Source organism: Halomonas sabkhae, from assembly GCF_030409265.1.
Classification (GTDB): Bacteria; Pseudomonadota; Gammaproteobacteria; order Pseudomonadales; family Halomonadaceae; genus Halomonas; species Halomonas halmophila.
The window spans coordinates 60,734-74,076 of the sequence record NZ_JAUFPM010000001.1 but is presented as its reverse complement, the minus strand read 5'-3'; the positions used below and the strand labels follow the sequence as shown (position 1 = coordinate 74,076).

Sequence of the window (13,343 nt, the reverse complement as noted above, 5' to 3'; positions counted from 1 at the left end):
GCATGCCAATGCCGGCCCAGTGTTGTCAGCGTCGCTGGCTTGGTAGAGTGAAGGCCACTTCCAATGCTTTCGACCGAGGAAACCGCATGGCCGACGACCAGCTCTCACAGCTCAAGCAAATGACCACCGTGGTGGCCGATACCGGCGACCTGGACGCCATTCGTCGCTTCCAGCCCACCGATGCCACCACCAACCCCTCGCTGATCCTGCAGGCCGCCCAGCAGCCGGAACGCCGCGCCCGCCTGGCCGACATCGCCCGCCGTGCCACCGATATCGACGCAGCCCTGGACGCCGTGGCGGTCGAGATCGGCAGCGAGATCACCCAGCTGGTACCGGGTTATGTCTCCACCGAGGTCAGCGCCCAGCTTTCCTTCGACACCCAGGCCACCCTGGCCCGAGCACGTTCGCTGATCGAGCGCTATGACCGTCAGGGCGTGCCGGCCGAGCGCATCCTCATCAAGGTCGCCGCCACCTGGGAAGGCATCCAGGCCGCACGCGTGCTCGAACGCGAGGGCATCCACACCAACCTGACGCTGCTGTTCAGCTTTGCCCAGGCCAGAGCCTGTGCCGATGCCGGCGTCACCCTGGTCTCGCCGTTCGTCGGGCGTATTCTCGACTGGCACAAGGCGCACGACCCGCAAGCCGACTTCAGCGGCGACCGGGATCCCGGTGTGCAGTCGGTTCGCCACATCTACGAACACTTCAAGGGACACGGCTACGAAACCGTGGTGATGGGCGCCAGCTTCCGCAACAGCGGCGAGATTCAGGCATTGGCGGGCTGCGATCGCCTGACCATTTCGCCGGCCCTGCTCGAGGAGCTGTCCGAGACCCGGCAACCGCTGGAGCGCCGGCTGACGCCACTGGACGCCGAGACCCAGGCCCCTGCCCCGCAGGACGAGGCCGAATTCCGCTGGGACCTGAACGAGGACGCCATGGCCACCGAGAAACTGGCCGAAGGCATTCGCAAGTTCATGGCCGATCAGCGCAAGCTGGAAGCCCTGCTGGCCGAACTGCGCCAGGGCTGATGAGCGCGCGGCGTATGGGAGGAAGGTCTAGTCGGAGGAGCTCGAGGAGCGCTGCGCCTCGAGCATATCCACCAGCGGCTGGAACTGTTCGCGATTATGCTCGCTCATGTGCATCAGGATGCGATGCGCCTCGAGCACTCGCTCGCGGGTGTCGGCCTCACCCGCAGGCACGGCGTCCAGGTCATGCAGTTGGTGAGGCTCGGTGACCGGCGACTCCAGCAGGGTGTAATAGCGCGCGAACCCCATGACATCGAGCATGCGGCGTACATCCGGGTTGTCGACCACGATGGTCGGCGCCTGGTCGAGGCGATCACGCAACGCCATGGCCACCTTGGCCAGAAAGCCGAGCGCCGTCGAGTCCACATTGGTGGCCTCGCGCAGATCGACCATCACGGCCTCCAGCCCCGGCGTGGCGGCCAGTTGCTGAGCCTGCTGATCGAGGGTCGCACACAGCGTCAGGCGCACATCGCCACTCAGCTTGAGTACGAACACCCCGGAATCGAACGCCGCCTGAATACGGCCTTCATGCATTATCATCGCCAAATCCGCTCAACATCATGATCGTCAGGTCATCCGGCAGCTCATCGCCATTGGCATCATCCGCGGCCACCTCATTGCCCTCCACCTGCTCGCCGAGCGCCAGACTGTCGCGCAAGCCGGCCAGTGTTCGGTGAGACCGGGCCCGTTGCATGAGCACCTCCAGGCGCTCATCCAGCGACGCCCCCGGCAGGCAATCGAGAATGCCATCGGAACACAGCCACAGCCTGAAATCGTCCGGCAGGGCGCAGCCCAGACGCGGGTACTCGACATCCGGAAACAGGCCCACCGGCATGCCCTCGCCGGCCAGCGTCAGTGTGGTGTCGTCGGCCACCAGCAGCGGCATCGGGAATTGCGAGCCGAGCGAATAGTGGAGATATCGCTGCTCGCGGTCAATCACCCCGACGAACAGAGTGGCATGCTTGCCGATGCCGGTATCCAGCAACTCGCGATTGAGCGCCGCCAGCCAGCCCGGGGCCAGCGCTTCTGGGTCGCGGCCGTCCCACTCGCCCTGCCAGCGGTTGAAAAGATACTTGAGCAGGACGGTGACAAAGGCCGATGACGCGCCATGGCCGGATACATCGGCGAAATAGAAGATGGTGTAGCGTTCGTCGAAATGCTGGAAGTCGAGAAAATCCCCGGAGAGATAGAGCGACGGTGCCAGCCAGTAATCACAACGCACGCTGCCCGAGTACTGCGGGCTGGGCGGCAGCAGCTTGCGCTGGATCTGCCCGCCCGCCTGCTGGTCGAGGCGCAGCATGGCCAGATGCGTCTCGAGATGCTCGTTGAGCTCGGCCAGCCGCAGACGGTCCCGTTCCCGTTCTCCGGCTAGCCGATTGACCTCGATGACCCGGCGAATCATGCGCCGCAGCAGATGGCCGTGGCGCAGCGGATCGACGACATAGTCCACCAGGCCCGCGTCCACCGCCGAGAACAGCTCGCTGTCCTGACGATCATCGCTGACCACCAGCGTCGGCAGGCGCCGGCACAGCTCCGGCCAGTCGCCGGGCGAGACGGCGCGGGAGTGCACCACCACCAGCACCGTCTCCGCCGGCAGCTGGTCGACATCGGCCGCGGCCAGGACCGCGAGACCGTCCTTGGCGATGGTACTGGCCAGGGCATCACGTTCGGCACCCGGCCGGTCGACCACGCCGATCAACGCATTGTCGCTCGACATCCTGTCACCGCCTCACTCGGCGAAGGCATCATCAAAATCACTGCCTTCCAGGTCGAAATCATCAGTGGCGAAGGGGTCTTCGCCCAGCTCACCGTCGCTGACCTCGAAGCGTCGACGTTGCAGCCAGCTATCACGTATAAAGGAATAGCGGTCGCCCTGAATCAGCTTTTCCTGATCCAGCAGCCCCGCCCGGGCGTCGACGATCTGAAGCCCGCGCAACGAGTAACGCACCACATCGTCCTCGACATAGGTCACAGGATAGGTGTACATGTCCACCGGCAGGCCACCGGTATCACGCAGCGTACTCGGCCCCAGCAGCGGCAGCACCAGGTAGGGCCCCGAGTCCAGGCCCCAGCTGCCCAGGGTCTGACCGAAATCTTCCTGCCGCGCGTTCAGGCCCATCTGCGAGGCCACATCGAAGACACCGAACACGCCCACCGTGGAGTTGAGCAAAAAGCGGCCGGTCGAGGCACTGGCATTCGAGCCCTTGCCCTGCAGCAGACTGTTGAGCGTGGTGCGAATCTCGCCCAGGTTCGAGAAGAAGTTGCCGACCCCGGTTTCCACCGGATCCGGCGTCACGAAGCGATAGCCCTGGGCCACCGGCTTCAGGGCATAGCGATCGAGGGTCTCGTTGAAGGCGAAGACCCCGCGATTGAAGCCTTCCCAGGGATCCTCGGGATTGGCCGGCGCAGAACTCTGTGTCGTCGCGCAGCCGGACAGCACAACAAGTGCCAGCCCGGCCAGCAAGGGCCGCGCTGCCCGGGAAAAAGTCGTCGTGAATGGTCGATTCATTGCTTCAAGGGTCTCCTGCCAGTTATGTCACTCTATCGTCAGCGGCGACGCACCACGACATTGCCGGCACTGTAGCCCGCACCGAAGGAACACACCACCCCCAGCGCCCCCGAGGCCAGGTCATCGCGATGCAGATGGAAGGCGATGATCGAGCCGGCCGAACTGGTATTGGCATAGCGGTCGAGAATGATCGGCGCTTCGCCGGCCGCAGGCTCGCGTCCCAGCACCCGACGCGCGATCAGGTCGTTCATGTGGCGATTGGCCTGATGCAGCCACAGCCGCGACAGATCATCCCCGCTCAACTCGAGCTGCGCCAGGTGCTCGCCGATCAGGCCGGCCACCATGGGGCAGACCTCCTTGAACACGCGCCGCCCTTCCTGGACGAACAACTTGTCCGCCGCCAGCGGATCCGCGTCGGCCACCCGGTTGAGGAAGCCGGCATTGTTGCGAATGGCGTTGGAAAACTGCGTCACCAGTCGCGTGCCCAGCACCTCGAAACGCGAGTCGGCGGTGGCCACGGCATCATCCTCCAGCACGATGGCCGTGCAGGCATCGCCGAAGATGAAATGACTGTCGCGATCGCGAAAATTCAAATGGGCCGAGCAGATCTCCGGGCTGACCACCAGCACGCGACGCGCCGCACCGGCGCGAATGGCATTGCTGGCCGCATCGATGGCGAAGGTCGCCGACGAACAGGCCACGTTCATGTCGTAGGCATGCCCGCCGGCGCCGAGCGCCGCCTGCAGCTCGACCGCCACTGCCGGATAGGGGCGCTCCAGATTGGAACAGGCGACGATCACCTGGTCGATGTCGGCGGCCGACACCCCCGCCGACGCCAGGGCCTCGTGCGCCGCGGCAAGCCCCATTTCGGCCTGGATCGACAGTTCATCATTGCCGCGCACCGGCAGGTTCGGTCGCATCCGCTCGGGGTCCAGGATGCCCTCGGCATCCATCACATAGCGACTGTGAATGCCGGACGCCTTGACGATGAAGTCCTCGCTGGAGGTCGCCAGCGGCTCACACTGCCCCGCCTCGATGGCACCGGCCAGGCGCACGTTCTCGGCCGCCACCCAGGTATTGAAGCTCGCCACCAGGGCGGCATTGTCGATGGCATTCGGCGGCGTGAATAGCCCCGTGCCGGTCATTACCACTCGGGTCATCTGACTCTCCCTATCTCGCCCATTGACACCGAAGGGCCTCAGCCGCGCCCGGTGATTTCCGCCCAGCGTTTTTCCAGGCGCTTGGCCGACACCGGCATGCGGGTGCCCAGCTGCTGCGCAAACAATGACACCCGCAATTCCTCGATCCACCAGCCGAACTCGACCAGTGTCGGATCCTCGACCTCACCGCGGCGCTCGCTCTCGCGACGCGCGGCCAGGCGAGCCTCCAGGTCCTGTATCTCCTGCATGTGCATCTGGTCGCGCATGCGCTCGCGTGACGCCTTCTCCAGACGAATGCGCGCGGCTTCCATGTAACGAGGATACTCCTCCAGCCAGTCGCCTGCCTCACTGACGAAGCCGGGATACACCAGCCGCTGCATCTGGGCCTTGAGATCACTGTATACCAGCGCCAGCGAAAGATTCAGATTGCCCTTCAACGCCTTGGTCACTGCCAGATGGCCTTCCAGGGCCTTTTCCAGGGTGGCCAGCAGCGCTTCCGCCCGCGGCACCACCTCAGCACGACACTCGCTGACACGCTGCTCGAGCTCGTCGGCCGAGCGTGGCAGCGGATCCACCGCCACCACCTGACGGAAAGCCGCATCGATGACGTCATCCGTGAGCTGACGCTTGCTGCCGACCTTGGTGAACAGCAAGGCACAGGGCTTCATGCCCGGCAGGCGCTCGATGGCCCGGGCCTGATCGGGCAGCCGCGCCCGGGCCGCCCAGACGACGCCTCGCCGGTGGGCCTCACGGGCCTTGTCGGGGTGATCGAAGAGCTCCACATCCAGGGCCTCGCCACGCGGCACCACCGCCGGAAAGGCCTCGACCCGGATGCCCGCCTGGGTGGTGACACGCGATTCCGGCAGAGCCGAGGCCGGCAGTGTGTCCAGTGCCTGCCCCTCGCTGGCCTGCTCGGCCAGCGCCTGAGCGCCCTGCCCGGCGGCCTTCTCGAAACGCCGCTCCAGTTCGCGCACATCCCGGCCCTGGCCGAGTTCATTGCCCTCATGGTCGACCACCTTGAGGTTCATGATCAGGTGCGGCTCGAGCTGGTCGAAGCGCCAGTCGTCCGGGTGGGGGCGTGCCCCGGTCTTGCGCCGCAGGAACTCGCCCAGCGCCTCGGTCAGTGGCGTATCGTCGGGCGTCATGGTCTGCAGGGCGGCGTCCACCCAATCGGGGATCGGCACCACCTGGCGGCGGATCGACTTGGGCAGCGACTTGACCAGGCTGATGCACTTTTCGCGCAGCAGCCCCGGCACCAGCCATTCCAGACGCCCGGCCGGCAGCTGCGGCAGCATCGCCGCCGGCACCGTCAGCGTCACGCCATCATCCGCCGCCCCCGGCGAGAAGTGATAGGCCAGCGGATAACGCACCCCGCCCAGCACCAGCTCATCGGGGTAATCCGCCTGGGTGACTTCCTCGGCCTGGCGAGCGAACAGCGCCTGACGATCGAACTTGAGGATATCCGCGTCGTCACGCTCGGCCTTCTTGCGCCAGGCCTCGAAGCTCTTGCCGTTGTAGACATCTTCCGGAAGCCGCGCGTCATAGAAGTCGAACAGCGCTTCTTCGTCGACCAGGATGTCGCGCTTGCGCGCCCGATCCTCGAGATCTTCGACTTCCTCGACCAGGGCCCGGTTATGGGCGAAGAACTCGCCCCGCGTCCGGAACTCGCCCTCGACCAGGGCGCGACGAATGAACAGCTCGCGGGCCTCCTGTGGCGCGATGGGCCCGTAATGCACGCGGCGGCGCGCCACGATAGGCAGGCCGAACAGGGTCACCTGCTCGAAGGCCACCACCTGGGCGCGTTTCATCTCCCAGTGCGGCTCGCTGTAACTGCGCTTGACCAGGTGCCCCGCCGCCGGCTCGATCCACTGCGGGTCGATACGCGCCACGGTGCGCGCGAACAGCCGCGATGTCTCGATCAGCTCGAAGGCCATCAGCCACTTGGGCGTCTTCTTCGACAGTCCGGAACCCGGATGGATCATGAACTTGCGATTGCGCGCCCCGAGGTACTCGCGATTCTCGTGGAACTGCCCCAGGTGCGAGAGCAGGCCCGGCAACAGCGCCTTGTGCAGCTGCACGGCGTTGTCGCGTTGCGCCTGCCGCGCACTCTCCCGGTCGGATTCGGTGACCACCACCGGCTGTGTCGGCCGGGCCGGGACCTCGATGTCCATGTCGCGCAGCAACTGACGCAGCTGACGAAAGGTATCGTGCCACTCGCGCAGGCGCAGATAATTCAGGTAATGCTCCCGACACCAGCGGCGCAGCCGGTTGCCGGACAGCTCCTCGCGGGCCTCTTCGAAGCCATTCCACAGATTGAGCAGGGTGACGAAATCGGAGTCGACATCCTGCCAGCGGCGATGCGCCTGGTCGGCCGCCTCGCGCTTCTCGGCCGGCCGGTCGCGCGGGTCCTGGGTCGCCAGTGCCGAGACCACGATCAGGACCTCGCGCAGGCCACCCTGCTCGGCCCCCGCCAGCAGCATGCGCGCCAGCCGCGGGTCAATCGGCAAGCGGGCCAGGTGCTTGCCGGTGGGCGTCAGGCGCTGGCCATCATCCACCGCGCCGAGCTCGTAGAGCAGCCGGAAACCATCGCTGACAAAGCGCGAATCCGGCGGATCGACGAACGGAAAGGCCTCGATATCCCCCAGCTTCAGCGACAGCATGGAGAGGATCACCGAGGCCAGGTTGGTGCGCCGGATCTCCGGGTCGGTGAATTCCGGCCGTCCCAGGAAGTCGTCCTCGTCGTAGAGGCGGATGCACACGCCCTCGGCGACACGCCCGCAACGCCCCTTGCGCTGGTTGGCGCTGGCCTGACTGATCGGCTCGATGGGCAGGCGCTGAATCTTGGCGCGATAACTGTAACGGCTGATGCGCACCAGCCCGGGGTCGATCACATAACGAATGCCGGGCACGGTGAGCGAGGTCTCGGCGACATTGGTCGAGAGCACGATGCGCCGCCCCTTGTGGGGCGCGAAGACACGGTTCTGCTCGGCATTGGACAGGCGCGCATAAAGCGGCAGGATCTCGGTGTCGCGCAGATCGGCGCGCCTCAATGTGTCGGCGGCCTCGCGGATCTCACGCTCGCCGGGCAGGAAGATCAGGATATCCCGCGGCCCGTGGAACCAGCGCTTCTCGCGTTCGATGTTCTCGATTTCCTCCACCGCATGCAGGATACCTTCCTGCAGGGTGCGATCCTCCTCCTCGTCATCCGCGCGCACCAGGGGGCGGTAGCGCACGTCCACGGGATAGGCACGCCCGGACACCTCGACCACCGGCGCCGGCACGGACTCGCCCTCGGCGCCCGGGCTCGCGAAATGCTGGGAAAAGCGCTCCACGTCGATGGTCGCCGAGGTAATGATGATCTTCAGGTCCGGCCGCCGCGCCATCAGGCGCTTGAGATAACCCAGCAGGAAGTCGATGTTGAGGCTGCGCTCGTGGGCCTCGTCGATGATGATCGCCTCGTAGCGCGTCAGGTCAGGGTCATGGCGCGTCTCGGCCAGCAGGATGCCGTCGGTCATCAGCTTGACCCGCGTGCTGTCCGCGGTCTGATCGGTAAAGCGCACCTGGTAACCGACCTGCTCGCCCAGTGGCACCTGCATTTCCTCGGCCAGACGCGTGGCCACCGAGCGTGCCGCCAGCCGGCGCGGCTGGGTGTGGCCGACCAGGCCGCGCTGGCCGAGCCCGAGCTCCAGGCACAGCTTGGGCAGCTGGGTCGTCTTGCCCGAGCCGGTCTCGCCGGCCACCACCACCACCTGATGATCGCGCAGCGCCGCGAGAATATCCTCACGCCGCTCGGCGACCGGCAGTTCCGGCGGATACTCCAGATGCACCGAGCCGGCGGCACGCGCCTCGACCCGGCCCCGCGACCCATCGATCTCGCGGCGCAGCTCATGGAGCCCGCGATCCACGGGCTTGCCCTGCTGCTGCCGGCGCATCAGCCCCGTCAGGCGCTTGCGCAGGCGCGGCTCATCGCGCGACTGCACACCAGACAGCTCACGCTGCAAGGCGCGCAGGGCATCGTGATCGGAAGCGGAAACGTCGGGGGCGGTGTCGGTCTGGGGATGGCTACTCACGATGGCTCGATGACTCCGGTGATCGTTGGTGCGACCGGGATTGTAACGTGAGCAGGCTTTCGGCTCCTAATCGGGGCGGTAATCAAGCCGCCACGGAACCGCTGTCAGCGGCCCGCGGCGGTGGTGCGTGACACTCCCGGGCACGTCAGGCGTCGGCGCTATCCTGATCACGCAACTCGCGACGCAATACCTTGCCGACATTGGTCTTCGGCAGCTCATCGCGGAATTCCACCTGGCGCGGCACCTTGTAGGCGGCGAGCTCCTTCTTGCACCACTGACGCAGGGTCTCGGCATCCAGGTCGGCATCCCCGGCAACGACGAACAGCTTGACCGCCTCGCCGCTTTCCTCGTCCGGCACGCCAACCGCCGCGACTTCCACGACGCCGGGATGACCGGCCACCACATCCTCGATCTCGTTGGGATAGACGTTGAAGCCGGAGACCAGAATCATGTCCTTCTTGCGGTCGACGATGCGGATATAGCCATCATCCTGCAGCTCGGCGATGTCGCCGGTATGGAACCAGCCCTCGGCATCCAGCACCTTGGCGGTCTCCGCTTCGCACTGCCAGTAGCCCTTCATGACCTGGGGGCCGCGTACGCACAGTTCGCCCGCCTCGCCCATCGGCAGGTCATGGCCGTCGAGGTCCACGACCTTGACGGAGGTGCCACCCACGGGCTTGCCGATGGTACCCAGCCGAATGCCGTCGACCGGATTGAAGCTGACGATCGGCGAGGTCTCGGTCAGCCCATAGCCCTCGGTGATGGCACAGCCGGTCACCTCTTCCCAGCGCTGAGCCGCCGCGCGAGTCAGCGCCATGCCGCCGGAGATGGTCAGGCGCAGCGACGAGAAATCCAGGGCGCGAAAGTCGTCGCGATTGCACAGGGCATTGAACAGGGTGTTGAGGCCGATGAAGCCGGTGAAGTCCAGCGACTTCAGTTCCTTGACGAAGGCATCCAGGTCGCGCGGGTTGGTGATCAATACACTGTGGTTGCCGGTTTCCAGCATGAACAGGCAATTCACCGTGAAGGTGTAGATGTGGTAGACCGGCAGCGGCGCCACCACCACCTCACAGCCCTCGCCCAGCCCCGGGCCGATGGCCTGATGGGCCTGCAGCATGTTGGCCACCAGGTTGCCGTGGGTCAGCATGGTGCCCTTGGCCGGGCCGGTGGTGCCGCCGGTGTACTGCAGGGCGGCGATATCCTCGGGCCCCGGGGTGGCATCCTGATGCGACAGGCCACTGCCGCGCTTGAGCGCCTGGCGCAACGACACGGCCTGCGGCAGATGAAAGCTCGGCACCATCTTCTTGACGTACTTGACCACGGCATTGATCAGATGGCGCTTGGGAAAGCCGTGCAGGTCGCCCAGCTCGGTCACCACCACATGCTCGATATCGGTGCGATCGAGGATGCGCTCCAGCTTGTCGGCCATGTTGGCCAGAATCAGGATGGCACGCGCCCCCGAGTCCTTGAACTGATGGGCCATTTCCCGCTCGGTATACAGCGGATTGGTATTGACCACGACCATGCCGGCCCGCACGGCACCGAACACCGCCACGGGAAACTGCAGGGTATTGGGCAGCTGAATGGCCACCCGGTCGCCGGGCTGGAGGTCGGTCTCGTGCTGCAGCCAGGCCGCGAAGTCACCGGACAGGCGATCCAGCTCGCGATAGCTGATCGACTGGCCCATGCAACTGAAGGCGGTCTTGTCGGCGAAGCGCTCGGTGCTCGAGTGAAAGACATCCAGCACCGATTGATACTTGCCGGTGCCTTCCAGATCCGGGCCATGCAGGATGGCGGAGTTGGCGTGCTCGTTCATGGCGTTCTCCACGATGGGCGCCGACACCGGGTCGGCCCTTGTTGTTCTGGTTTGCGATCTTGCCTGTCGGGTCGCTGGGTAAAGCGTCGATCATCAGCCTTGTCGGGTCAGCTTATACCAGTCAGGGCCGGATAAAAAACAGTCGATTGAAACTCACGTTTTAAATCGCCCCTGGATTTCCCCATCACGCCACACCAGCAACTCGCCGGGCTCCATGCGTACCCAGTCTTCATTATCGGTCAAGGGCTCGGTGGCAATCACCGATACCACATCATTGGGCGTGGTATGTTCAGCAAAGTTCACGTTCAGCTCGGCATCGGAGAGACTGGCCTGGCCAAAGGGGGCGCGTCGGGTGATATGTGCCAGCTTGGTGGAACAATAGGTATACAGATGCTCGCCATCCGCCAGCAGCAGGTTGAAGACGCCCAGCCCGCGCAGCTGTTCACACAGGCGGTGCAGGTGGCACCACAATGACGCGTAGTCCTGCGGCGGCTCGGGGAAAGCCTGACGCAGCTCGCCCATCAGCCAGCAGAAGGCATGCTCGCTGTCGGTGGTACCGACCGGCTGGTAGAACGACAATGGCAGATCCTGCCAGGCCTGGCTGAGCTGACCGTTGTGCGCATAGCACCAGGGCCGCCCCCACATCTCGCGGGTGAAGGGGTGCGTATTGGCCAGCTTGACCTGGCCGACATTGGCCTGGCGAATGTGGCTGATCACCACATGCGACTTGATCGGGTAATCGCGTATCAAGCGCGCGATGGGCGAATCCACGGACGGGTGCGGGTCGCGAAAATCCCGATAGCCGCCCGCCTCGTAGAAGGCGATCCCCCAGCCATCGCGATGCGGCCCGGTCCCCCCGCCGCGGTGCAGAAAGCCGGAGAAACTGAAACAGATATCAGTGGGGACATTGGCACTCATGCCAAGCAGTTCACACATGCGGTTCCTTCCTTGTGGTACCCGACGCGCGCCGCCGGCGACGCCAGCCGACCCCCGCCAGCACGATCAGCATCAGGGCCGCCACGGCGATCCATAGCCGCGGTTCCTTGGCGTGCCGGGCAGCCGCCCGCTCCACGCCGGGCCAGCCGGCCTGCCAGCCCTGCTGCAGCAGCTCCGGCAGGGCATTGACCCAGTCGACGAAACGATCGGCCGGATTCGTCGGCGGCTCCGGCGTCGGCGCCGTCTCCTCGTCGGCGAAACGCTCGGCGGAGAGCGTCGGGCCCGCCATGTCCAGCCGATCGATGCCGACCACGCTATCGGCGTTGAGCGTCACGGTGGGCAGACGCCATTCATGCGTTTCGCCATCCAGCTCGGCGCTGGCGGTGAGGCGCAGGGGCTGACTCACGTCCTCCTCGAGCTCGGGCAGGGTCAGCCGCCAGCGGGTCTCGCCCACCGCCTCGACATCCAGTTGCCGACCCTGGAAATCCGCCCGGATACGCGTGTTGGTGCGATTGAGACGGGGATGCTCGGCGGCGAAGACCAACTGCCCTGTATCAGCCTCATGCGCCACCCCGATGGATGGCAGGATGTTCACCGCCTGGCCACGCTGGCGTTCGAAGCCATCCGCCCGGGCGCGGATCAGCAGGCGGGCGTTGCCGGTCTGCTCGGGGGCCGGCAGGGCTCCCTGGAAATGGCCGTCACGCTGCGTCGGGTCCAGCTGGACCTCTGCCAGCGGCCGGTCATCCTCACCCGTCAGCGTCACGGAAAACCGGAGATTGGCGGGCATCTCGGCACTGCCCTCCGCATGGCTCAACCAGGCCTCGAGAGGCACCGGAAAGCCGCGATACAGGGTGGTCGGCAACGCCGAGGTGCGCAGCCGCCAGGGCGAGGTCACGCTGATGCGGCTCTTGGCCCCCACCGGCCCCTCGATGCGCCACTCACCGGCCACCGGCTGTGGCACGCGGATCAGATCGAAGCGCGGTTCGACCTGCCAGCGCACTCCTTCGGGCGCGGTCTCGGCGGTATAGCGGCTACCATCCGGCGCCACCAGGGTCACCGGCCCCTCGTCCGGCCCGTGAAAGATCAGTGCCGACAGATTGTCCACGCTGTCATCCACCACGAAGCGATTGTCATCGTCCAGCGGCACCTGATCCGCCGGGAAGATGCGCTCGACGATATCCAGAAAGGCGCCCAGCAACTGCTCCGGCGACTGGGCCAGTGCGGCCAGGCCACCGGTACGCTGGGCCAGCTGCTCGACCAGGGCCAGGTCGGCCTCGTCGGAAAAGGCAATGGCATGCACCACCACGCCGTGATTGGCGAAACGCCGGGCCATGTCGTCGACCAGCCGCTGCCGCGAGGTCTCGTCGATGGCCGGCTTGCTGCCCCGGGCCGGTGGCAGGTCAACGACACCATCGGTCATCAGGATCAGATGCCGCCAGCCGTTGGCCTCGGCGTCCGCGGCCTGCGCCAGGGCCGCCTCGATATCGGTATATTGCTGGTAGTCACGCAGCGCCGGCGGCAGGGCCAGCGCCCGGTCGCGCCATGTCGCGGAGACCTCGCCCAGGGGCAGCGGGTTGTCGATGGTCTCGCCGAAGGTCCAGACCCCGGCCCGGGCCCCGCTCGGCAGCACCGACACCAGCAGTTCCATGGCACTGGCGGCCAGCTGGTCGGGATCATTGCGCTTCATGCTGCCGGACACATCCACCACCACCCGCACATCGGGCTCCTGCTCGGGCACCTGGGCCACCGCCGCAGGTACCGAGAGGCACAGCAGCACGGCCAACGCCACCACGGACAGCACCTTCCGACACCCGAATCCGGCCATGAAGG

The 13,343-nt window shown here is 65.9% G+C and carries 9 protein-coding genes; 1 reads left to right on the top strand and 8 read right to left on the bottom strand.

The genetic code is table 11. The features are described from left to right. Positions 1–86 precede the first annotated feature (86 nt). The gene (tal, locus tag QWY79_RS00255; protein ID WP_290268723.1) at positions 87–1,025 is read left to right on the top strand and encodes a transaldolase; all 939 of its coding nucleotides are present in this window, start codon (positions 87–89) and stop codon (positions 1,023–1,025) included. Between the two features lie 27 nt (positions 1,026–1,052). Here tal and QWY79_RS00250 read toward each other — a convergent pair whose 3' ends face one another. From QWY79_RS00250 to QWY79_RS00215, 8 genes are all read right to left on the bottom strand, one after another. Then, complete coding sequence (locus tag QWY79_RS00250; RefSeq protein ID WP_290268722.1) at positions 1,053–1,562, bottom strand: STAS domain-containing protein; 510 nt, start codon at positions 1,560–1,562, stop codon at positions 1,053–1,055. Next, positions 1,549–2,739: a PP2C family protein-serine/threonine phosphatase gene (locus tag QWY79_RS00245; protein WP_290268719.1), complete on the bottom strand. Its 1,191-nt coding sequence runs from the start codon at positions 2,737–2,739 to the stop codon at positions 1,549–1,551. The genes QWY79_RS00250 and QWY79_RS00245 overlap by 14 nt, the downstream gene beginning before the upstream one ends. A gap of 12 nt (positions 2,740–2,751) precedes the next feature. After that, a complete protein-coding gene (locus QWY79_RS00240) occupies positions 2,752–3,531 on the bottom strand; it encodes an MlaA family lipoprotein (RefSeq protein ID WP_290268717.1) in 780 nt (259 codons plus the stop codon). Between the two features lie 38 nt (positions 3,532–3,569). Beyond that, a complete protein-coding gene (locus QWY79_RS00235; protein ID WP_290268714.1) occupies positions 3,570–4,691 on the bottom strand; it encodes a beta-ketoacyl-ACP synthase III in 1,122 nt (373 codons plus the stop codon). Positions 4,692–4,729: 38 nt separating this feature from the next. Further along, a complete protein-coding gene (gene hrpA / locus QWY79_RS00230; RefSeq protein ID WP_290268712.1) occupies positions 4,730–8,761 on the bottom strand; it encodes an ATP-dependent RNA helicase HrpA in 4,032 nt (1,343 codons plus the stop codon). A gap of 145 nt (positions 8,762–8,906) precedes the next feature. Next, on the bottom strand, positions 8,907–10,577 hold the full coding sequence (locus QWY79_RS00225) for an AMP-binding protein (protein WP_290268710.1): 1,671 nt from the start codon (positions 10,575–10,577) through the stop codon (positions 8,907–8,909). A 153-nt stretch (positions 10,578–10,730) separates the two neighbouring features. Continuing rightward, positions 10,731–11,513, bottom strand: coding sequence for a class II glutamine amidotransferase (locus QWY79_RS00220; RefSeq protein WP_290268708.1), 783 nt, complete (start codon positions 11,511–11,513; stop codon positions 10,731–10,733). Further along, entirely contained in the window at positions 11,506–13,338 is a 1,833-nt protein-coding gene (locus tag QWY79_RS00215) for a VWA domain-containing protein (protein WP_290268706.1), read from the bottom strand. The genes QWY79_RS00220 and QWY79_RS00215 overlap by 8 nt, the downstream gene beginning before the upstream one ends. Positions 13,339–13,343 lie beyond the last annotated feature (5 nt).